This window comes from Streptosporangium sp. OZ121, from assembly GCF_051918885.1.
Taxonomy (GTDB): Bacteria; Actinomycetota; Actinomycetes; order Streptosporangiales; family Streptosporangiaceae; genus Streptosporangium.
This window is the reverse complement of sequence record NZ_JBPXMC010000021.1, coordinates 73,585-94,499: the sequence shown is the minus strand read 5'-3', so window position 1 is coordinate 94,499 and position 20,915 is coordinate 73,585. Positions and strand designations below refer to the sequence as shown.

The window sequence follows — 20,915 nt, the reverse complement described above, 5'->3', positions numbered from 1 at the left end:
GCGCGCGCCGGGGACGAGGCCGGACGGCGGCCCCGGCCACCGCTCGGGACAGGGGCGGGGTCCGGCCGGGATCGCGTGGGACGCCGGGCTCGGAAAGGGCCTGAGATCCTGGTCGGCCGCGCCGGGCGGCGCCGTCACCGTCCCCTCCGCCGACCGGCGTCCCGGGCCGTCACGCGCCGGTGGACGCGAGCCGGAGCAGGAGCCGCGCGGCCGGGGCGCGGCGGAGCGGTTCCCCGATCGTCTCCGGCCCGTTCCCCGCGCGAGCGCCCCGAGGCGCCGGGGCGAAGCGCCCGCATAGATCCTCACGGACCCTCACGGACCTTCACGGATCAGGGTGGTTCCCCGCGGAGGCGGCCGAGGTCCCCGGGCGAACCCGGCCGGTGGAAACGGCCGTGGGGTCCATGGTCCCGCGCAATATCGGACGCATTTCCGTATGGTGCAGAAATCCATTTCCAGTAGGTCCAATATCGCCCGGATGTTCCGTCGTCGCCACGTGGCACTTCGCGAATGCCGCAAAGCTCCGCTCTTGACCCTCATATTTCCGCGTTATCCGTGGTGTGCCGTCAAGGTGGTGAGGACATGCTCGTCGGGAAGAGATCAATTTTTTCCGAGAAATGCGGACGGGCCGGATCCCCGAGCGGACGGCTTCGAGGTGCCCGGCGGGGCGGCGGTTCCGGCGAAATCTTGTTCTGCCAGGACCTCGGTCGCCGCAGCCAGGGATGCCTGCCGGCTCGTGCCTGGGCTCGATCGTGACATAGCCGCAAAGGCACTGACATATCATGAGTACTTCACGTAGCGCCTGCTATGTCAATACTGGACGCACGCTATGAAGAGTGGAACTTGACGACCTTTGAACAAGGCGTTTACCGTTCCTGGCGGACGGTATTCATTTCCGGCGTCTCGCACCCGGTTTCCAGAGTGGGGGGAGTGACTCTTGATGGCATATCCAGAAGTGGATTCACGCCATGGCGACAGCCCCCTGGGCATGAGCGATATCGGTCTCAGCGACGACGACCTCGTGCTGCTGGCCGAGCTCGCCAAGGGTGTCACGGTCGATCGGGTGGGGCGTCGCCTCGACATCAGCGGCCGGACGGTCAGGCGCAGGCTCAGGGGCATCTGCGACCGCATCGGCGTCGCCACGGCGATCGAGGCCGTGGCCTGGGCGGCCCGCCGCCGCCTGATCTGACGCACCGCCGCGTGTCCGGCAGGTCGGGCCGGACACGCGTGCGGGCCGGACACGCCCGCGGACCCCTGCACGGGATCCGGGGCACGCCCGGGACCCGGTGGCCGTGCGGCGGCCCCGGTCGTCGACGCCGGTTCAGGCGGCGATGCGGACGCCTCCGACGAAGGGCCGGTTGTCGATCGTGGTGATGTGGACGACGTCACCCGTCCGGGGGGCGTGGACCATCAGGCCCGCGCCGATGTAGATCCCGACGTGGTGCAGGTCGCTGTAGAAGAAGACCAGGTCGCCGGGGCGCAGCTCTTTCCTGGAGACGTGGGTGCCCGCGGTCCACTGGTCGCCGGTGTAGTGCGGCAGGCTGATGCCGACCTTCTGGTAGGCCCACATGACCAGTCCGGAGCAGTCGAAGGAGTTGGGCCCCTCGGCGCCCCAGACGTACGGCTTCAGCTGCTGGGTGAGCGCCCAGCGGGTGGCCTCCGCGGCCTTGCCGCTGCCGACGATGGGCACGTTCGTCTTCACCCGGGCGCCCCTGTTGCTGACGGCCCTGGTGCGCACCTCGCTGAACAGGTCGCTCTCGACCCGGTCGACCAACCGCTCGATCTTGGTCCGGTTGCCGTCGATCTCCGCCAGGATCTTCTTGACCTCCGCCGTCCTGGCCTTGGCGCTGGCCTGGGCCCGCTCGGCGGCCTCGATCGCCCGGCTCACCTGGGCGACCTCCTCGCTCTGCTGCTGCTGGAGCGCGTAGTTGGTGGTGGCCTGGTCGAGGAAGGTGTCGGGGTCGGTGGCCTGGGTGAAGGCGAGCCCGGAGTTCAGGCCGCCCGACATGTAGGTGCTCTGTGCCAGGAGGGTGGCCTTGGTGCGACGGGCCGCCAGCTCGGACTCGCTCGACGCGAGGGTCTTCTTGGCGCTCTCGGCGGCCCGCTGGGCCTGCTTGAGCTTGACCCGCTCGCCGTTGTAGCGCTCCGCGAGGATGCCGATCTCCTCGTGCAGCTTCTCGGCCTGCTTGGCCAGCTGCTGGAGGCTGGGCTCGGGGTCCGCGGCGGCCGCCACCAGCGGGGTGCCGAGGGTCAGGGTGGCGAATGCCAGGCCGACGACCGCCATGCGACGGCGCAGCCCTCGCGGCGCGCGTTCTCGGCAGCGGGTCTCGTGGCCCGCGTGCTTTCCTCCGCGGTCGCGCGTGCGCTTCACCAACGGGCTCCTCTCTCGGCCGCCTACCGGGTTAGCTGACGGGTTCGGGCCGGAGGCAGCCCTACCGGGTGCGCCGGTGGCACTCGGATTCACCCCGGGGGACGTGGTGGGTCCCCGGTTCCCCTGTGAGGGATTCGGCGGGTCAGGCTTTTTACGTCTCTGACATCGAGCACGGAGATTAGTGCACCTGTGGTTCCTGCTCAACCAGAACTGCGAATTCAGTAGAGGTTTCGCAACTGAGGTGTCACGAAAAGATCACACCTCAAAATGATCAACATGGCCATTACGCTGCCTTTGCTTCCCGTGCGACGGGTGTGGCCGAGGTCTTCCCAGGTCCGGGACCGTGCCAAAGGTGAGTTGTGGCACACGAGAGGTGCCGCACACCGAGAGTGGTAATGCGATCGCCAAGGGTCATGTGCGGTCTGTGAGCTGCGAGTTAAGGATGAGCCGTAATTGAAGACCCGTGAGGACGTACGCTGAACGGTCATGGAGCAGCTTGCTGAGCATTCTCCCGTGCCGGCCATTCGCGCCTCCGGCGACGGGGAGCGGCGCGCCGAATCCGCGGGGGCGGAGCGGGGTTCGCCCGGCCCGGGGGCGGGCCCCGAGGTCCCCGAAGTCCCCGAAGTCACGGTCCGCCGCGCCCGCACCCCGGACGTGCGGGCCATCAGGCGGCTCGTCGACACCTACGGCGGTGTCGGCCCGCGCCTGCTGGAGAAGGCCACCGTCACCCTGTACGAGGACGTCCAGGAGTTCTGGGTCGCCACCGACGGGGAAGGGGAGGTGATCGGCTGCGGGGCACTCCATGTCCTCTGGGAGGATCTGGCCGAGATCCGCACCGTCGCCGTCGATCCGGCCCGCAGGGGGATGGGAATCGGCCACCGGATCGTCTCCGCGCTCATTCGCACGGCCGCCGAGCTGGGCCTGCGCCGGGTCTTCTGCCTGACCTTCGAGGTCGACTTCTTCGGCCGGCACGGATTCCGGGAAATCCAGGGCACGCCCGTCGCCCCGGAGGTCTACGCCGAACTTCTCGCCTCCTATGACGAGGGTGTGGCGGAGTTCCTCGATCTGGAACACGTCAAGCCCAACACCTTGGGAAACACCCGGATGCTGCTGCACCTGACACGTGAGCCCGACTCTGGTGACTTTGGAGCTGACTGATCGGAAAGGTGACTGTTGATACCTATGTCGATACCTTGTGCAGCAGCATGCATGTGCGTCTGACATTTGCCACATGCGCAGTCTAAGTGAGGTGACGCGGTGAGCACCGGACAGCCGCCGTATCCACAGGATGATCCCGACCGCGATCGCACACCGTCGGGGCAGCCGGATTACGGACAGCACAACGCGGGTCGAGCCCCTGGCGAACTCGACCCCGACGTGACAGTCGTGGGGTATCGGTCGGAGGCCTCACAGCCGAACACCGGCCCAGGGCAGAGCCAGCCCGGATACGGTCAGCAGGGCTACGGGCAGCAGGGGTACGGCCAGCAGCCCGGCTACGGCCAGCAGCAGGGTTATGGTCAGCAGCCCGACTACGGGCAGCAGGGCTACGGCCAGCAGCAGGGGTACGGCCAGCAGGGCGGGACCGGCGCGTACGGGCAGCAGCCCGCGTACGGCCAGCAGTCCTCCCACGAGCAGCAGGGCTACGGCCAGCAGCAGGGGTACGGCCAGCAGGGCGGGACCGGCGCGTACGGGCAGCAGCCCGGCTACGGCCAGCAGCAGCCCCAGCCCGGTTACGGCCAGCAGCCCGACTACGGGCAGCAGCAGTACGGCCAGCAGGGCGGGACCGGCGCGTACGGGCAGCAGCCCGGCTACGGCCAGCAGCAGCCCCAGCCCGGTTACGGCCAGCAGCCCGACTACGGGCAGCAGCAGTACGGCCAGCAGCCCGGTTACGGGCAGCAGCCCGACTACGGGCAGCAGGGCTACGGCCACCAGCAGCCCGCGTACGGGCAGCAGGGCTACGGCCAGCCGTACGGCGGTCCTCCCGGGGCCCCGGCCCCGCTCGCCGAGTGGTGGCAGCGCCTGGTGGCGAGGATCGTCGACGGGGTCATCCTGGCGATCCCGTTCTTCATCATCACCTGGTTGATCAACTCCATCGTCGTGACGCCCTTCGCCTTCAACCTGGAGACGGGTGTCACCTCGGGGGGGACCGGCTATGCCCTGGCGGCCTTCCTCAGCGCGCTGATCGCCGGCGCCCTGTACGTGGCCTACGAGTTCTTCATGCTCAGCCGGGGCGGGCAGACGGTCGGCAAGATGGTCATGGGCATCAAGGTCGTGCCGGTCGGCGGCGCCCTGCCGCCCGGTGGGCTCAGCTCCAACGCGGCGCTCAAGCGCGCCGGCGTGCTCTGGGGGCCCTACGGCCTGTCCGGGATCCCGGTGCTGGGCTACGTCGCCTACATCTTCTACCTCGTGAACATCCTGTGGCAGCTGTGGGACAAGCCGTTGAAGCAGACCCTGCACGACAAGGTGGCGGGGACGGTCGTCGTCAAGATCAAGTAGTTCTCCGAATAACGGGGCCGGCGGTTGAACCGCCGGCCCCGTTTTCACGTACAGGCGAGAAAACGAGGGGCCTTAGGGACCCCGTATGGGTCTCGGGGTCCGGGTCACGGAAGAGCAAAACCATTTGCCGCGCCCTGAGCAAGGCGGGGGAACTTATGGCCGAGTCTCGCCCCGCTCGTCGGAATATTCGCGTACGGTGCCCACAACGGGCTCACCGGCGCCCGTAGGTCTCCTATGAGGCGTCAATGCCGGACCCGCCGCCGTCGGGGGTTCGCGCACTACTCACCGAATGGTCGACCCGTCGTGCCTCCGGCATCCTCGGCGATCCCGTGCCGGATTCTCTTCTTCGCCTTCCGCGGCGCGTTCGGGACAGCCGGTGAAGGCCTTCTTACGGATCCGGATCAGGGACGCGTGGTGTTGGCGGGGTTGTCCGAGGGTCCATCGTGTTTGGTGGTTATACGGTCTACGACTATGTACTCCGTGCCAGAGCGGGTCGTACTCTTGGCGAGAAAGTGTTGAAGATCCGTCTTGTTCCATACGCTTGCGTCACATCGGCTCACACCGGGGTGATGAAGCGAGCGGCTCTCCGTCCTGGTGTTCCGCCGACGGCGGGCATTCCCGTGATGAACCCGCTCGAGGTGATCTCCGGCTCCATGGCACGGTGCCGTTCGTCCCGGCGGGCCGGCCCTCTCAGCAGGGGTTTCGGCGCGAGGAGGTCGACGGCGCGGCGGCCGGGAACCCGGCGGGCATTGGTATTACGGAGACGGTGATGATCACCTGATCGCCCTGTCGGTTTTTCCTCACGGCTTTACGACCGCAACCGGTAAGGCGGCTGGAGAGAAGCATTAGGCTGGAGAGAGACGGACATGGTCGCCCCTGCTGACGCGTGTCGCCGGCCAGTGGCGCTATGGTCATCTGTGGGCGGTTCCAGACCGATCGGGCGTGCCTGCACGGCCCGGGAGTCGTCGCCACATTTCCATGGTCCCCAGAAAGCCACCACGGTGCGGAGCGAGGACGAATGTACGACGTATTGTCCGCGTTGATACCCCCGGCGATCGTCGGCGGGGCCTTCATCTTCGGAGTCGTCAAGCTACTTCGGAGTGAAGCCGCCGGTCGGCGTCCGGCAAAACGACCCGGCCCGGAGTCGCAGAAGAGCTGATCCACGGGAGGCTCGACTGCGAGTCTCGGTAGCCTGTGAGAATCGCCGGGCTCCTGGAATTGCCGCTCTTCGATCGCGGGTATATGTTTAGCTTGCGAATGAAACAATACCCGCGAAAGGATTGTGTAGATGGCCAAGCAGATCCAGGAGATTCTCATCGACGACCTCGATGGGGGCGAGGCCAATGAGACTGTCGCCTTCGCGATTGACGGCACCAGCTATGAGATTGACCTCAGTGACGTTAACGCGAAGAAGCTCCGTGACTCCCTGTCGCCTTTCGTGCAGAGCGCCCGTCGGTCCGGCGCCCTGGCTCCCCGTCGCCGCCGTGCAGGCGGAGCGCGGGCGCTTACGCGAGAGAAGAGCGCCGACATCCGGGCGTGGGCGAAGTCTCACGGCCTCAATGTCAGCGAGCGCGGTCGAATCGCCTCCAAGATCGTCGAGCAGTACGAAGCGGCTCACTAGATCGGTTCAGCGGATCGAGTGAATCATGCGGTTATGGCGGTCACGGTGGGGTCCGGTGGCGGCCATGACCGCATGATGCGTTTCGCCGACAGACAAACGTCGTTCGCTTGCGGCGTAGCGGGAACATCCCACCCCTCGTAAGTAGTTGGATGGAGGGTGAACGCCCTGCTCTCGGGGAACGTCTTCTGCATAGAGCGGTCGCCGGGTCGGGGCTACCATGCGGGATGACAGGGCTCGGATATCCCGGACCTGCCTGACCGCTCTGTGAGGAGCGACGAGATGTTCGAGAGGTTCACCGACCGCGCACGGCGGGTTGTCGTCCTGGCCCAAGAAGAGGCCCGGATGCTCAACCACAACTACATCGGTACGGAGCACATTCTTCTTGGCTTGATCCATGAAGGTGAAGGCGTTGCCGCCAAGGCTCTGGAGAGCCTCGGCATCAGTCTTGAAGGTGTGCGTCAGCAGGTCGAGGAGATCATCGGCCAGGGTCAGTCTGCGCCGTCGGGGCACATTCCGTTCACCCCGCGTGCCAAGAAGGTCCTTGAGCTGTCGCTCCGCGAAGCCCTGCAACTAGGACACAACTACATCGGCACCGAGCACATCCTGCTCGGCCTCATCCGTGAGGGCGAGGGCGTCGCCGCCCAGGTGCTGGTGAAGCTGGGGGCCGACCTCAACCGGGTCCGGCAGCAGGTCATCCAGTTGCTCCACGGCTACCAGGGCAAGGAGCCGGCCGCCGCGGGCGGTCCGACCGAGGCCGCGCCGTCGACCTCCCTTGTGCTGGACCAGTTCGGTCGCAACCTGACCCAGGCCGCCCGCGAGGGCAAGCTCGACCCGGTCATCGGCCGGGAGAAGGAAATCGAGCGGGTCATGCAGGTCCTGTCCCGCCGGACCAAGAACAACCCGGTCCTGGTGGGCGAGCCCGGCGTCGGCAAGACCGCCGTCGTGGAGGGCCTGTCCCAGAAGATCGTCAAGGGCGAGGTGCCGGAGACGCTCAAGGACAAGCAGCTCTACACCCTCGACCTGGGCGCCCTGGTGGCGGGTTCCCGCTACCGCGGTGACTTCGAGGAGCGGCTGAAGAAGGTCCTCAAGGAGATCCGCACCCGAGGCGACATCATCCTGTTCATCGACGAGCTCCACACGCTCGTCGGCGCGGGTGCCGCAGAGGGCGCGATCGACGCCGCCAGCATCCTGAAGCCGATGCTGGCCCGAGGCGAGCTGCAGACCATCGGAGCCACCACCCTCGACGAGTACCGCAAGCACCTGGAGAAGGACGCGGCGCTCGAGCGGCGCTTCCAGCCGATCCAGGTGGCCGAGCCCAGCCTCAGCCACACGATCGAGATCCTCAAGGGCCTGCGCGACCGTTACGAGGCACACCACCGCGTCTCCATCACGGACGGCGCCCTGGTGGCCGCGGCCCAGCTGGCCGACCGCTACATCAGCGACCGGTTCCTGCCCGACAAGGCGATCGACCTCATCGACGAGGCCGGCTCGCGCATGCGCATCCGCCGCATGACCGCGCCGCCGGACCTCCGCGAGTACGACGAGAAGATCGCCAACGTGCGGCGCGACAAGGAGTCCGCGATAGACGCGCAGGACTTCGAGAAGGCCGCCGCGCTGCGTGATCAGGAGAAGCAGCTCCAGCTCAAGCGCGAGCGCCGCGAGAAGGAGTGGAAGGCCGGCGACATGGACGTCGTCGCCGAGGTCACCGAGGAGCTCATCGCCGAGGTCCTGGCGACCGCCACCGGCATCCCGGTCTTCAAGCTCACCGAGGAGGAGTCCCAGCGACTGCTCCGCATGGAGGACGAGCTGCACAAGCGGATCATCGGTCAGGACGACGCCATCAAGGGTCTGTCCCGCTCGATCCGCCGTACGCGCGCCGGTCTGAAGGACCCGCGCCGTCCGGGTGGCTCGTTCATCTTCGCCGGCCCGTCCGGTGTCGGTAAGACCGAGCTGTCCAAGGCGCTGGCCGAGTTCCTGTTCGGGGACGAGGACGCGCTGATCATGCTGGACATGTCGGAGTTCATGGAGAAGCACACCGTCTCCCGCCTGTTCGGCTCGCCTCCCGGCTACGTCGGGTACGAGGAGGGCGGGCAGCTGACGGAGAAGGTGCGGCGCAAGCCGTTCTCGGTCGTCCTGTTCGACGAGATCGAGAAGGCCCACCCCGACATCTTCAACTCGCTGCTGCAGATCCTGGAAGACGGCCGCCTGACCGACGCCCAGGGCCGGGTGGTCGACTTCAAGAACACCGTCATCATCATGACGACGAACCTCGGCACCCGCGACATCTCCAAGGGTCAGGGCGTCGGCTTCGCGAAGAACAACGACGCCGAGTCCAACTACGACCGGATGAAGTCCAAGGTCCAGGAGGAGCTCAAGCAGCACTTCCGGCCGGAGTTCCTCAACCGTGTCGACGACATCGTGGTCTTCCACCAGCTCACGCCGAAGGAGATCATCCGCATCGTCGACCTGATGCTGGCCCAGGTGGGCCTGCGTCTGAAGGATCGCGACATGGGGATGGAGCTCACGCAGGAGGCCAAGCAGCTGCTGGCCGACCGTGGCTACGACCCGGTGATGGGCGCCCGCCCGCTCCGCCGTACGATCCAGCGCGAGCTGGAGGACACCCTGTCCGAGAAGATCCTGTACGGCGAGCTCCGTCCCGGCCAGATCGTGAAGATCGGCATCGAGGGCGAGGGCGAGAACGCGAAGTTCACCTTCATCGGTGAGAACGCGCCGGTCGACCAGGTTCCCGACTCGGCCGCCGCCATCGCGGAGCCGATCCAGAACTAGGACCGGCCGGGCATGGCCTGATCAAGCAGGGAGCAGACCCCGCAGTGAGGAGACTCACGGCGGGGTCTGCTTATTTGTTACCGAAGACGGTATCTCGCCACGACAGGTAGTACTACACTCTGTAGAGCGAGTTCGGTCGATCCCACCCAGATGATCTCAACGTTGTACGGACTGCGTTGGGAGCGGTATCGAGGTCAGCCCAGCGACGTACCGAGAAATCAGCTCCGGGAGTGACGCGGAGGTCGGTGCCCGCGCGGGATGCTTCGGACCACCGGGTCGAGTTCCCGGCAGGCGTCGACGACCGGCGCGGGGCCACCGGGACGCTTACACGGAAAGCACGCCTTGGAGGCACGCATGCGTTTACGGCACGAGGACGGGACGCTCGTTCACCTGGCCTACAACGCGGGTGTGCACCCCGCCGAGGATCTGGAGAACCTCATCGCGCACCTGACGCGGTACGCGGTGCCGGTGCGCAAGCGCCTCGGGGTGGAGCGCATGGGGGTAGGCCTCTGGCTCTCCCCGAGCGTCGCCGACCATCTCACCGCCGACAGGATCGAGCTGGTGCGCCTGCGCCGCTCCCTCGAGGAGCGCGGCCTTGAGGTCGTCAGCCTCAACGGCACCGGCGGCAGGAACCAGGAGGTCCCCGGCCCCGACTGGGCCAAGCCCGAGCGTTACCGCTACACGATGGCCCTGGCCAAGATCCTGGCCTTCCTGCTCCCGCAGGACGTCCGTTTCGGGAGCATCTCCACCATCCCCATCGGCTGGCGCCGCGACTGGCCGGCCGACCTGCACTCGATCGCCTCGCGGCGGCTGGAGCGCCTCGCCCGCGAGCTGCGCGGGCTGCACAGCGTCACCGGCAAGACGATCAGGGTCGGCTTCGAGCCGTGGCCCGGATGCGTGCTGGAGACCACCAAGCAGGCCCTCGACCGGGTGGGAGGCATCGACTCCGAGCATCTGGGGATCTGCCTGGACGCCTGTTACCTCGCGGGCGGCTCTGAGGAGCCCGGAGCGGCCCTGCGGGGCCTGGCCGACACCGGAGCCCCGGTGGTGAAGCTCGGCCACGTGCACAACCACATGGCCGCCGCCTGTCAGGAGCTGCCCAGCACCCGTCCGGTGCTGGAGGACACCCTCACCGCGATGCTCTCCGGCGCGGTGAACGGCACCGCGCACATCGAGGTGGAGACCCACGATCTGGCCGTGCCCCTGAGGACCAGGGGCCCCGGCGCCCTGGTCAACATGATCGCCGAGGAGCTCGACTGGGCTCGCACCAGCCTCACCGCCCTCGGCCTGCGCCTCGCCGCCTGACCTCCCGCGCTCGCCGGGCCCGGTCAGGAGACTCGCCGGGTCCGGCCGGGAGAGGGGCCGCGCCGTCTCGGCCCGGGTGGCGGTAGGCGCCGTCGTCGGGGATCTCGGTCAGGCCGTCCGCCGCCGGACCGTTCAGCCCGGAAGGCGGTAGGCGCCGTCGTCGAGGACCTCCGCCAGGCCGTCCGCCACCAGGCCGTCGAGGGCGCGCTCGCGCTGCGGGGCGTCGTCCCAGACCACGTCGAGAGCCTCCTTGGGTACGGCGCCGTGGGCCTGGCGCAGCACCGCGAGGAGGCGGCCGCGGCACTGGCGGTCCGTGCCCGCGTACGTCTGGCCCTTGCGCGCCGGACCGTCGTAGGCCGGTTTGCCCGCCAGGCGCCAGGCGCACAGGTCGCTGATCGGGCAGTCGGCGCAGCGGGCGGCGCGGGCGGTGCAGACCAGGGCGCCCAGCTCCATGACGGCGACCGCCCAGACGGGGGCGCGGTCGGCGTCGGGGAGCAGCGAGGCGGCGAGCCGGCGCTCGGCGGGCGTGGTGGCCTTCGGCGGATACTCCTGGCCGCCGACGGCCCGCGCCAGGACCCGCCGCACGTTGGTGTCGAGGACCGCGTGACGGCCCTGGAAGGCGAAGCTGGCGACCGCGGCGGCGGTGTACTCGCCGACGCCGGGAAGCGCCAGCAGCGCGTCGTGGTCGGTGGGGACCTCGCCGCCGTGCCGGTCGGTGATCGCGCGGGCGCACGCGTGCAGGTTCAGTGCCCGTCGGGGGTAGCCGAGGCGGCCCCAGTGGCGTACGGCCTCGCCGGGGGACTCGCGGGCGAGCGAGGCGGGCGTGGGCCAGCGTTCCATCCACTCGGTCCAGACGGGCAGCACCCTGACCACCGGCGTCTGCTGCAGCATGATCTCGCTGACCAGGATCGACCAGGGGGAGGCGCCGGGCGTCCGCCAGGGAAGGTCGCGGGCGTTGCCGGCGTACCAGTCGAGGACGGGTTCGAGTAAGCGGTTCGACTCGGGCACCTTTCGACGATAGTGCGGCCTCGGGCACCCTTGGCCCGTCTTCACCTGCCTTCACCCGTCCCCGCCCCGCGCCCGGCGGCCGAAACAGGCCGGAAGCGGCGGGTCGCCCGCTGTGGCCCGCGAGGACTAACCATACTGAGCGTATGGATCCCGACACGTTCCGTAGCGACATCGGAGTCGACATCTACTGGCGGCGCCGGATGGCCGCGCTCGTCGGTGTGCTCGTGGTGGTCGCCGTCGTGGCGTGGGCCTGCTCGTCGACGAGCGGGCCGGACGACGTCAGGGAGCGGAACTCGGCCGCCCGGCAGGAGACACCCGACCCGCTGCTGGCCGTCCTGCCGACCGTGACGGTCATCCCCACGCCGTCCGCGAGCCCGACGCCCTCGTCGGGGGCGGCCAAGGCGTCCGCCAGGCCCAGGCGGCCCGGCGAGGCCTGCGTCTCCCCGCAGCTCGTGCTGAGCATGGAGGGCCAGGGGACGGTCTACCCGGCGGGCATCCGGCCCCGGTTCGTCCTCACCCTCGTCAACGTCGGCAAGGTGATGTGCACCGCCGACGTCGGGCCGCGCGCCATGGAGGTGCGCATCACCTCCGGCGACGACCGCGTGTGGTCGTCCTCCGACTGCGTCAGCGGGGAGGCCACCAGGGTCCGCGAGCTCGAACGTGGCATCCCGTACGTCAAGGAGCTGGTGTGGGACCGTCGCCGCTCCGGTGACGACTGCGCCGCCGACCGCGCGGCCGCCCTGCCCGGCACCTACGTCGCGGTGGTCCACGCCCCGGGCCTGAGGAGCCGCAAGGCCGTCTTCCACCTCCGCTAGCCGCCCGAGGGTCCCCGCCGGAGCGGGGACCTCAGACGTAGCGTTCCAGGATGGACGACTCCGCCAGCCGGGACAGGCCCTCGCGGATGTGGCGGGCCCTGGCCTCACCCACCCCGCCCACCTCCTGGAGCTCGCCGATGCTGGCCGCCAGGAGCTTCTGCAGGCTGGCGAACTGGTCGACGAGGCGGTCGACCACCGTGTTCGGCAGGCGCGGGACCTTGGCCAGCAGGCGGTAACCCCGGGGACTCACCGGGGTCTCCAGGGCGTCGTTGCCCGAGTGGCCGAGGATCTGGGCGACGACCGAGAGATCGAGCAGCTCGGCGGAGGAGAGCTGGTCGAGCTCGTGCAGCGCCTCGGCGAACTTGCGCGGTCGGCGGCCCGCCACGGGCAGGTAGTCGCGCACGATCAGCTCGCGGTCGCTCTCCGTGCCGGCCACGAGCTCGTCCAGCTGCAGGGAGAGCAGCCGGCCGTCGGTGCCGAGCTCGACCACGTAACCGGCGATCTCCTCGGAGATGCGCCTGACCATCTCCAGCCGCTGGGCGACCACCGCGATGTCACGTACCGTCACCAGATCCTCGATCTCCAGCGCCGAGAGCGTGCCGGAGACCTCGTCCAGGCGGAGCTTGTAGCGCTCCAGCGTGGCCAGGGCCTGGTTGGACTTGGACAGGATGACCGCCGACTCCTCCACCACGTAGCGGATGCCGTCGAGGTAGAGGGCGATGATGCGCATGGACTTGCTGAGGGAGATGACCGGCAGCGACGTCTGCAGGGCCACGCGCTGGGCGGTGCGGTGCCGGGTGCCGGACTCGTCGGTGGGGATGGACGGATCGGGCATCAGGTGCACGGCCGCCCGCACGATCCGCAGGTCGCCGGAGTTGAGGACGATGGCGCCGTCCATCTTGGCCAGCTCTCGCAGCCGCGTCGCGGAGAATTCGACGTCCAGCTCGAAGCCGCCGCTGCATATCTCCTCGACCGTGCCGTCGTATCCCAGCACGATCAGGCCACCCGTGTGCCCGCGGAGAATGCGCTCCAGCCCGTCGCGCAGAGCGGTGCCCGGTGCGACCGCGGCCAGGACGGCTCTGCGGCGTTCGTCGAGTCCTTTGTAGGTTGCTGCCACATGACCCCCGTGGTCTGCGTATAACGGTCAGCTTACCGGCGAAGGCTCCGCGCGGCCCGGAATCGGCGGATGCCACGCGCCGTGCGGCTCCCGTGACGCGCCGCGCCGCCGCGGGGCCGCAGGCCGCGGCTCCGGTGGCCCGCGCGGTGCCCGTGAGGCGTGCCGGCGGGGCCGGTGCGGGTCTGCGGCCCATGCGCCGTACGGCGCCTGTGACGGCCACGGGGGCGGGGCGCGGCTCAGGTGACGGGTGCTCAGGTGACGTGGGTGAGGGCATCCCAGACGTTCTCCGCCTCGACGACGTCGAATCCGGGCGCGAAGGGCGCGCCGCGTCCGGCCATGGGGACCAGGGAGTGGTCGCCGTTGCGCTTCTTGCCCGTGTCGAGGGAGCCCGCGGGGACCAGCGCCCGGGTGAAGCCCAGCCGGGCGGCCTCCGACAGGCGGCGCCGCACGTCGCGCACCGGGCGCAGCTCTCCGGCCAGGCCCACCTCGCCGAGCACCACCAGGCCGGAGGGCAGCGCCTTGTCGCCGGCCGCGCTGGCGACCGCCAGCATCACCGACAGGTCGACCGCGGGATCGCTGAGCTTGATCCCCCCGACGGTGGCGGTGAAGACGTCGCACCCGCCCAGCTTGGCGTTGAGCCGCCGCTCCAGCACGGCCAGGACCATCGTCACCCGGTAGGTGTCGAGCCCCGAGGAGGAGCGGCGCGGCTGCTGTGCCTCGGTCCTGGCGACCAGCGCCTGGACCTCGGCCGGCAGCGGCCGGGTGCCCTCCAGGGTGACCGTGACGCACGTGCCGGGCACCGGGTCGGTGCGGTGGGAGACGAACAGGCCGCTGGCGTCGGCGATGCCCTCGATGCCGCTCTCGTGAAGATCGAAGCAGCCGACCTCGTCGACCGGGCCGTACCGGTTCTTGATCGCGCGGACCAGGCGGAGCCGGGAGTGCCGGTCGCCCTCGAAGTGGAGCACGACGTCGACCAGGTGCTCCAGGGTCCGGGGGCCGGCGATCGAGCCCTCCTTGGTGACGTGGCCGACCAGCACGGTGGCCATGCCGCGCTCCTTGGCCAGCCGCACCAGGTTTCCCGCGACCTCCCTGACCTGGGTCACCCCGCCCGGCACGCCGGTCGCCTGGGTGGAGCCGATCGTCTGCACCGAGTCGACGATGAGCAGGTCGGGCCGGACCTTCTCGACGTGCGAGACCAGCGCGCCCAGGTCGGTCTCGGCGGCCAGGTAGAGGCGGTCCTGGATCGCGCCGATCCGGTCGGCCCTGATCCGCACCTGGGCGGCCGACTCCTCGCCCGTGATGTAGAGGACCGTCTGCTGCCGGGCGATCTTGGCCGCCGCCTCCAGCAGGAGGGTCGACTTGCCGATACCGGGCTCGCCGGCGAGCAGCACCACGGCCCCGGGGACGAGGCCGCCGCCGAGGACCCGGTCGAGCTCGGGCACCCCGGTGCCGCGCGCGTGCGCCACCTCGGCCTTGACCTGGCCGATCGGCACCGCCGGCGCCGACACCGCCCCGGCGGAGGCCACCCGCGCGCCCGCGGGCGCCGTCTCCTCCTCGACCGTGCCCCAGGCCTGGCACTCGCCGCAGCGCCCCACCCACTTGGCCGTCTGCCACCCGCACTCGGCACAGCGGTAGCCACCAGCCTTCTTCGCCATGGCCGCACGTTACCGGCAGGGCCCGACAACTTTCACCCGGTACGGCATGCCGTACCGGGTGAAAGTCGCAGGGAGGGACGGCGCGCGCTCGGTCAGATGTGGCCTTCGAGGTCGGCCAGGAGCAGGCGCTTGGGCTTGGCGCCCTTGATCTGCCGCACGACCTCGCCGCCCTTGTAGAGGTTGAGCGTCGGCAGGCCGAGGACGCCGTACCTCGCCGTGATCTCGGGGTAGTCGTCGGCGTTGAGCTTGGCGATCGTGACGCGGTCGCCGTACTCGGCCTCGATCTCCGCCAGGACCGGCGCGATCATCTTGCACGGCCCGCACCATTCGGCCCAGAAGTCGACCAGGACGGGCTTGTCGCTCCGCAGCACCTGCTCGTCGAAGTTCTCCGCGGTCAATGTGATCATGATTTTCCCACTTTCCTCAGTACGCATCCTGGGCAGGCCGTGGTCAGCTGCGCCGCCACCTCCGCCCTCCGGGTGAGGAGCGCGCGGATCTCGTCGTCGATCTCCGCCAGCTTGCGCTGGTAGACGGCCACGGACTCCGGGCACGACCCCCCGGATTCGTGACCGGCCCGCAGGCAGTCCACGAACGGGCGGGCGTCGTCCAGGGTGAATCCGACGGCGAGCAGCGAACGGATCTCGGAGACGAGTCTGAGATCCGCTTCCCCGTACTCCCGGTAGCCGTTGGCCGAGCGCCGGGCCGTGATCAGCCCCTGTTGCTCGTAGTAGCGCAGCGCCCGGGTGCTGACACCCGCCCGCCGCGCCAGCTCACCGATCCGCATCCGGCCCTCCCATGACACGACGATAAACCTTGACATCAACGTCAAGGTCAAGCGCCCGTCCCGTTGTTCCCGGCCGGCCCGCGGAGGTCACCGCCCGTACGACCGTGTCGCGGGCGGCCGGGGGAGGTTCAGAACAGCTTCCAGCGCAGCAGGTTGGGGTAGGCGATCTCCAGGCCGGGGGTCTCGGCGATGGCCCGGTCGGCGACCGCGGGGGTGAACTCGATGCGGAGCACCGCCTCCAGATCGGCGCGGTGCTCGAAGGACATGCGCAGGTCGAGCTTGTTCGTCTGCCAGCCCTGGCGGTTCCAGAAGTTCTCGACGGACCTGGCCGAGTACGCGGGGACGGACTGGCCGAACCAGCGGCCGAAGGCGCCGCGGGTGGTGTCGATGTCGATCACGAAGGCCGCGCCGCCGCGCCGCATCACCCGGGAGAGCTCGGCCAGGCCGGGCTCGCACCCGGGGCCGAAGAAGTACGCCCAGCGGGCGATGGCCACGTCCACGGAGGCGCCGGGCAGCGGGAGGGCCTGGGCGGTGGCGGCGTGGATCTCGACGTTCCGCAGGGTACGGCAGCGGCGCCTGGCCAGCTGGACGAGGTCCTCGTGCGGCTCCGCGCCGATCACGCGGGCGGCGGTGGCGGCGAGCGCGGGCAGGTGGTAACCGGTGCCGCAGCCGATGTCGAGGACCGTCGCCCCGGTCCACGACCGGATGGCCGACATCGCGGCCTCGGCGCGCCCTTCCGGGTCCACCGCCCGGTTCTCCAGCTCGTAGGTCTGGGGGGTGTTCCAGATGTTGGGGCTGGGGATGGCGCCCCTCAAGAACCTCGGCATGCCTTCACCGTAATGGTGTGATCTCGGTCGCGTCGGTGGTGGCGGACAGCACCGCTCTCCGGACCCGCTTAGGCTGGCAAAGGTGAGCGACTTGAGCGAGGGGGCCGGTCGGCCCGGCGGTGTTCGCGAGTGTGCGCTCCGAGCCGGAGACGAGGAAGCGGTATGAGCGTCCGTGTATCCAGCGCGAAGATCGCGCTGTCCACAGCGTCGGTGTATCCCGAACGCACTCCCGACGCCTTCGAGCTGGCCGCGCGCCTGGGGTACGACGGTGTGGAGATCATGGTGGGCGCCGACCCCGTGAGCCAGGACGTCGACGTCCTGGAGCGGTTGTCGGACCACTACCAGCTGCCGATCCTGGCCATCCACGCGCCGTGCCTGCTGGTGACGCAGCGCGTGTGGGGCAAGGACCCGTGGGCCAAGCTCCAGCGCGCGCAGCGCGCCGCCGAGCGGGTCGGCGCCAGGACGGTCGTGGTGCACCCCCCGTTCCGCTGGCAGCGCGACTACGCGCGTGACTTCGAGATCGGCCTGGCCAGGATGCGTGACGAGACCGACGTGGTCTTCGCGGTGGAGAACATGTTCCCGCTGAAGGCCAGGGGCAACGAGGTCGTCCCCTACGCGCCCGACTGGAACCCGGTCGACTACGACTTCCCGCAGGTCACGCTGGACCTGTCGCACACGGCGGTGTCCGGGTCCGACGCCCTGGAGATGTTCACCAAGCTCGGTGACCGGCTCGCCCACCTGCACCTGGCCGACGGCCTGGGGGTGCCGAACAAGGACGAGCACCTGGTTCCCGGGCGGGGCGGCCAGCCGTGCGCGCCGATCCTGGAGCGGATGGCGGGCAACGGATACTCCGGGCTGGTCGTGCTGGAGATCAACACGCGCAAGGCGACCAGCCGCTCCGAGCGGATCGACGACCTCGCGGAGGCGCTGGCCTTCGCCCGGCTGCACCTCACGGCCTCCACCCCCGCATGAGCGAGCCCGCCGCGAGCACTCCGCCCGGAAACGGGAACGGGACCGCGTCCGGGGAAGGGAGCGGGTCCGGGAGCGGGTCCGCCGCGGAGGCCAGGAGGCGTCCCGGGCGCAGGCCGGGGTCGGCCGACACGCGGGGGCAGATCCTCGCGGCGGCGCGCGAGACCTTCGCGGAGAAGGGGTTCGACAAGGCGACCATCCGGGGCATCGCCCGGCAGGCGGGGGTGGACCCGGCGCTGGTCCACCACTACTTCTCCGGCAAGGAGGGGATGTTCGTCGAGGCGATGGATCTGCCGATCACCCCCGACGTCGTCCTCTCGGCGGTCATGGCGGGGCCCCGCGAGCAGGCCGGTGAGCGGCTGGTCCGGCTCATCCTGACGATCATCGCGGACGCCGGGGCGCGCCAGCCGGTGCTGGCGCTGGTCCGCACCGCGATGACCAACGAGCAGATGGTCGTCACGATCCGCGAGTTCCTCGGCCAGGCGCTCCTCGGCCGGGTGGGGGAGGCGCTGGGCGTCCCGCCGATCCGGATGGAGGCGGCGTTCGCGCAGATGTTCGGCGTGGTCCTGGTGCGCTACGTCCTCAAGCTGGAGCCGCTGGCCTCGGTGGACATCGAGGACCTGGTGAAACTGCTCACACCCACGATCCAGGGCTACCTCGGCCCGCCCGAATAGCCCTCCCCGCCCGCCCGCGCGACCTTCACGTCACGTCCCGCGGGTCTCCCCGGCCACTTCGATGCCGCCCGGAGGCGTACAGAGCATTGTTCTGGGAACGGTCTTGACCATAGGGTGACCACGGTCGCCGTGGGTCCCGGTACGAAGCGAAGTTACTCGTCGGTAGGATTCGTGGAGACCCCTTGTCATCGTGGATGACCGGCGGTCGTACGCTGGCAGCCAACGCCGTCTGTGGGAGGACCCGTGCTCTGGGTAGCGATCATCGGGCTGGTCATGACAGCCGTCGCGGTCGCGCTTGCCGCGCGCCGCGTGTTGTTCCTGTACAAGCTCGCCACCGTCGGGCCCGCCGCGCCCGAGCGCGTCGCGTACGCCAGGACTCACCTTGGTGAGGAGATCAAGGCCCAGCTGGTCGAGGTCTTCGGGCAGCGGAAGCTGCTGAAGTGGACGGCGTCGGGCGTCGCGCACTTCTTCGTCATGTGGGCGTTCTTCATCCTGGCGACCGTCTATCTGGAGGCGTACGGCGCGCTGATCCAGGGGGCCGTCACCGGCACCCCCGACTTCCACATCCCGCTCGTCGGGACGTGGGCGATCCTGGGCTTCCTGCAGGACTTCATCGCGGTCGCGGCCCTGCTCGGCCTTCTCGCCTTCGCGATCATCAGGATCAAGAACTCGCCGAAGAAGCTGGGCCGCAGGTCCCGCTTCTCCGGGTCGCACCTCGGCGGCGCCTGGCTCGTCCTCTTCATGATCTTCAACGTGATCTGGACGATGTTCCTCTTCCGCGGCGCCGCCGCCAACACCGGCAACCTGCCGTACGCCTCGGGGGCGTTCGCCTCCGACGCGGCGGCCGCCCTGCTGCGCCCGCTGGGGGCCTCGGCCAACGAGACGCTCGAACACGTCGGCCTGCTCCTGCACATCGGCGTCATGCTGGTGTTCCTCGTGATCGTGGTGAACTCCAAGCACCTGCACATCTTCACCGCGCCGCTGAACGTGGCGTTCTCCCGCCGTCCCGACGGCAACGGCCCGGCGCAGCCGATGCGGATCGACGGCGAGGTCGTCGACTTCGAGGACGAGGAGCTCGACGGCGACAGGCTCGGCCGGGGCAAGATCGAGGACACCACCTGGAAGGGCTTCCTCGACTTCTACACCTGCACCGAGTGCGGACGCTGCCAGGACCAGTGCCCGGCCTGGAACACCGACAAGCCGCTGTCGCCGAAGATGCTGATCCTGGAGCAGCGCGACCACGCCTTCAAGGTCGCGCCGTACCTGACGGCGACCCAGGAGGAGCGCGCGGGCCTCCACGAGGACGTGCTGGCCCTGCTGGAGAAGCCGCTGGTCGGCGAGGACGGCGTCATCCACCCCGACGTGCTGTGGTCCTGCACCAACTGCGGCGCCTGCGTCGAGCAGTGCCCGGTCGACATCGAGCACATCGACCACATCCTCGACATGCGCCGCTACCAGGCGATGGTGGAGTCCAACTTCCCGTCCGAGGCCGGCGTCATGGTCAAGAACCTGGAGAACAAGGGCAACCCGTGGGGGATGTCCGAGACGAAGCGGGCCGACTGGATCGAGGAGCTGGCCGGTCGCGAGGTCGACCCCATCGAGGTCACGCTCGTGGACGAGAAGATGCCCGACGACACCGAGTACCTCTTCTGGGTCGGCTGCGCCGGGGCCCTGGAGGATCGGGCCAAGAAGACCACCAAGGCGGTCGCGGAGCTGCTGCACGTCGCGGGCGTCAAGTTCGCGGTGCTCGGCCCGATGGAGGCGTGCACCGGTGACCCGGCCCGCCGCCTGGGCATGGAGTATCTCTTCGACATGCTGGCCAAGCAGAACATCGAGACCCTGAACGAGGCCGGGGTCAAGAAGATCGTCGCGACCTGCCCGCACTGCTTCAACACCCTCGCCAACGAGTACCCCCAGCTCGGCGGCACCTACGAGGTGGTGCACCACACCCAGCTGCTGGCCAAGCTCGTGGACGAGGGCAAGCTGGTCCCGGTCACGCCGATCGAAGAGAAGATCACCTACCACGACCCGTGCTTCCTCGGACGCCACAACAAGGTTTACTCCCAGCCCCGCGACATCATGGCCAAGGTGCCCGGGGTGAGGACCCAGGAGATGCACCGCCACAAGGACCGCGGCTTCTGCTGCGGCGCGGGCGGCGCGCGGATGTGGATGGAGGAGCGGCTCGGCAAGCGCATCAACACCGAGCGCGTGGACGAGGCATTGACCACCGAGCCGGACACCATCTCCACGGCCTGCCCGTTCTGCCTGGTCATGCTCGGTGACTCGATCAACGAGAAGAAGAACTCGGGTGAGGCCAAGGAGACGCTTGAGGTCGTCGACGTCTCCCAGCTGCTGATCAAGTCGATCAAGGGCCAGCCCGTCGAGGCGTCCTGACATCCGGCCGGTGACCGGTCAGAGGGAACATCTTCCCGATGTTCCCTCTGACATACGGTCAAGTCACCGGGAAAAGGATGTCAGGTCCGAAAACC

17 protein-coding genes and 1 riboswitch are annotated in these 20,915 nt (G+C 69.2%); of the genes, 10 read left to right on the top strand and 7 right to left on the bottom strand.

The window, feature by feature from the left end; genetic code table 11:
- Positions 1-985: 985 nt before the first annotated feature.
- Complete coding sequence (locus tag ACTOQ1_RS30170) at positions 986-1,186, top strand: LuxR C-terminal-related transcriptional regulator (RefSeq protein WP_030905642.1); 201 nt, start codon at positions 986-988, stop codon at positions 1,184-1,186.
- A 132-nt stretch (positions 1,187-1,318) separates the two neighbouring features.
- Here ACTOQ1_RS30170 and ACTOQ1_RS30165 read toward each other — a convergent pair whose 3' ends face one another.
- The gene (locus ACTOQ1_RS30165) at positions 1,319-2,368 is read right to left on the bottom strand and encodes an NlpC/P60 family protein (protein WP_440071347.1); all 1,050 of its coding nucleotides are present in this window, start codon (positions 2,366-2,368) and stop codon (positions 1,319-1,321) included.
- A 5-nt stretch (positions 2,369-2,373) separates the two neighbouring features.
- Positions 2,374-2,518: riboswitch (cyclic di-AMP (ydaO/yuaA leader) on the bottom strand.
- A 336-nt stretch (positions 2,519-2,854) separates the two neighbouring features.
- Here ACTOQ1_RS30165 and ACTOQ1_RS30160 point away from each other — a divergent pair.
- The 5 genes from ACTOQ1_RS30160 to ACTOQ1_RS30140 all read left to right on the top strand — a co-directional run bounded on the left by ACTOQ1_RS30160 (position 2,855) and on the right by ACTOQ1_RS30140 (position 10,577).
- Complete coding sequence (locus ACTOQ1_RS30160) at positions 2,855-3,526, top strand: amino-acid N-acetyltransferase (RefSeq protein WP_440071346.1); 672 nt, start codon at positions 2,855-2,857, stop codon at positions 3,524-3,526.
- 228 nt (positions 3,527-3,754) lie between these two features.
- The gene (locus tag ACTOQ1_RS30155; protein WP_440071345.1) at positions 3,755-4,864 is read left to right on the top strand and encodes an RDD family protein; all 1,110 of its coding nucleotides are present in this window, start codon (positions 3,755-3,757) and stop codon (positions 4,862-4,864) included.
- Positions 4,865-6,152: 1,288 nt separating this feature from the next.
- Entirely contained in the window at positions 6,153-6,485 is a 333-nt protein-coding gene (locus tag ACTOQ1_RS30150) for a histone-like nucleoid-structuring protein Lsr2 (protein WP_012895497.1), read from the top strand.
- Positions 6,486-6,764: 279 nt separating this feature from the next.
- Positions 6,765-9,272 carry an ATP-dependent Clp protease ATP-binding subunit gene (locus ACTOQ1_RS30145; protein WP_344744009.1) on the top strand — a complete coding sequence of 836 codons (2,508 nt, stop codon included), beginning with the start codon at positions 6,765-6,767 and terminating at the stop codon, positions 9,270-9,272.
- 354 nt (positions 9,273-9,626) lie between these two features.
- Complete coding sequence (locus tag ACTOQ1_RS30140; protein WP_362695265.1) at positions 9,627-10,577, top strand: TIM barrel protein; 951 nt, start codon at positions 9,627-9,629, stop codon at positions 10,575-10,577.
- A 132-nt stretch (positions 10,578-10,709) separates the two neighbouring features.
- Here ACTOQ1_RS30140 and ACTOQ1_RS30135 read toward each other — a convergent pair whose 3' ends face one another.
- Positions 10,710-11,630, bottom strand: coding sequence for an A/G-specific adenine glycosylase (locus ACTOQ1_RS30135; RefSeq protein ID WP_440071344.1), 921 nt, complete (start codon positions 11,628-11,630; stop codon positions 10,710-10,712).
- A 98-nt stretch (positions 11,631-11,728) separates the two neighbouring features.
- Between ACTOQ1_RS30135 and ACTOQ1_RS30130 the strand changes: the two genes are divergently transcribed.
- Positions 11,729-12,400, top strand: a complete 672-nt coding sequence (locus ACTOQ1_RS30130; RefSeq protein WP_440071343.1) for a hypothetical protein — start codon at positions 11,729-11,731, stop codon at positions 12,398-12,400.
- Positions 12,401-12,431: 31 nt separating this feature from the next.
- Here the strand turns inward: ACTOQ1_RS30130 and disA are convergent, their stop codons facing one another.
- From disA to ACTOQ1_RS30105, 5 genes are all read right to left on the bottom strand, one after another.
- Positions 12,432-13,517 (bottom strand): DNA integrity scanning diadenylate cyclase DisA, encoded by a 1,086-nt coding sequence (gene disA, locus ACTOQ1_RS30125; protein WP_389917837.1) that lies wholly within the window; start codon positions 13,515-13,517, stop codon positions 12,432-12,434.
- Between the two features lie 251 nt (positions 13,518-13,768).
- Positions 13,769-15,172, bottom strand: coding sequence for a DNA repair protein RadA (gene radA / locus ACTOQ1_RS30120; RefSeq protein ID WP_440071342.1), 1,404 nt, complete (start codon positions 15,170-15,172; stop codon positions 13,769-13,771).
- A 92-nt stretch (positions 15,173-15,264) separates the two neighbouring features.
- Positions 15,265-15,579, bottom strand: a complete 315-nt coding sequence (gene trxA / locus ACTOQ1_RS30115) for a thioredoxin (RefSeq protein ID WP_440071341.1) — start codon at positions 15,577-15,579, stop codon at positions 15,265-15,267.
- Positions 15,576-15,956, bottom strand: coding sequence for a MerR family transcriptional regulator (locus ACTOQ1_RS30110; protein WP_440071406.1), 381 nt, complete (start codon positions 15,954-15,956; stop codon positions 15,576-15,578). Before ACTOQ1_RS30110 ends, trxA begins: the two co-directional genes overlap by 4 nt.
- A gap of 128 nt (positions 15,957-16,084) precedes the next feature.
- Positions 16,085-16,783, bottom strand: coding sequence for a class I SAM-dependent methyltransferase (locus ACTOQ1_RS30105; protein ID WP_440071340.1), 699 nt, complete (start codon positions 16,781-16,783; stop codon positions 16,085-16,087).
- A gap of 162 nt (positions 16,784-16,945) precedes the next feature.
- On the opposite strand from ACTOQ1_RS30105, the gene ACTOQ1_RS30100 reads away from it, so the two are divergent.
- The 3 genes from ACTOQ1_RS30100 (at position 16,946) to ACTOQ1_RS30090 (ending at position 20,820) form a co-directional block, all read left to right on the top strand.
- On the top strand, positions 16,946-17,755 hold the full coding sequence (locus tag ACTOQ1_RS30100; RefSeq protein ID WP_440071339.1) for a sugar phosphate isomerase/epimerase family protein: 810 nt from the start codon (positions 16,946-16,948) through the stop codon (positions 17,753-17,755).
- Complete coding sequence (locus ACTOQ1_RS30095) at positions 17,752-18,426, top strand: TetR/AcrR family transcriptional regulator (RefSeq protein WP_440071338.1); 675 nt, start codon at positions 17,752-17,754, stop codon at positions 18,424-18,426. Before ACTOQ1_RS30100 ends, ACTOQ1_RS30095 begins: the two co-directional genes overlap by 4 nt.
- A 243-nt stretch (positions 18,427-18,669) precedes the next feature.
- Complete coding sequence (locus ACTOQ1_RS30090; RefSeq protein ID WP_440071337.1) at positions 18,670-20,820, top strand: (Fe-S)-binding protein; 2,151 nt, start codon at positions 18,670-18,672, stop codon at positions 20,818-20,820.
- Positions 20,821-20,915: the final 95 nt, after the last annotated feature.

What these genes read in the sequence shown, in the direction of transcription:
- ACTOQ1_RS30170 (WP_030905642.1), top strand. Translation starts at nt 986, where the DNA reads ATGAGCGATATCGGTCTCAGCGACGACGACCTCGTGCTGCTGGCCGAG.
- ACTOQ1_RS30160 (WP_440071346.1), top strand. Translation starts at nt 2,855, where the DNA reads ATGGAGCAGCTTGCTGAGCATTCTCCCGTGCCGGCCATTCGCGCCTCC.
- ACTOQ1_RS30150 (WP_012895497.1), top strand. Translation starts at nt 6,153, where the DNA reads ATGGCCAAGCAGATCCAGGAGATTCTCATCGACGACCTCGATGGGGGC.
- ACTOQ1_RS30145 (WP_344744009.1), top strand. Translation starts at nt 6,765, where the DNA reads ATGTTCGAGAGGTTCACCGACCGCGCACGGCGGGTTGTCGTCCTGGCC.
- ACTOQ1_RS30140 (WP_362695265.1), top strand. Translation starts at nt 9,627, where the DNA reads ATGCGTTTACGGCACGAGGACGGGACGCTCGTTCACCTGGCCTACAAC.
- ACTOQ1_RS30130 (WP_440071343.1), top strand. Translation starts at nt 11,729, where the DNA reads ATGGATCCCGACACGTTCCGTAGCGACATCGGAGTCGACATCTACTGG.
- radA (WP_440071342.1), bottom strand. Translation starts at nt 15,172, where the DNA reads ATGGCGAAGAAGGCTGGTGGCTACCGCTGTGCCGAGTGCGGGTGGCAG.
- trxA (WP_440071341.1), bottom strand. Translation starts at nt 15,579, where the DNA reads ATGATCACATTGACCGCGGAGAACTTCGACGAGCAGGTGCTGCGGAGC.
- ACTOQ1_RS30110 (WP_440071406.1), bottom strand. Translation starts at nt 15,956, where the DNA reads ATGCGGATCGGTGAGCTGGCGCGGCGGGCGGGTGTCAGCACCCGGGCG.
- ACTOQ1_RS30105 (WP_440071340.1), bottom strand. Translation starts at nt 16,783, where the DNA reads ATGCCGAGGTTCTTGAGGGGCGCCATCCCCAGCCCCAACATCTGGAAC.
- ACTOQ1_RS30100 (WP_440071339.1), top strand. Translation starts at nt 16,946, where the DNA reads ATGAGCGTCCGTGTATCCAGCGCGAAGATCGCGCTGTCCACAGCGTCG.
- ACTOQ1_RS30095 (WP_440071338.1), top strand. Translation starts at nt 17,752, where the DNA reads ATGAGCGAGCCCGCCGCGAGCACTCCGCCCGGAAACGGGAACGGGACC.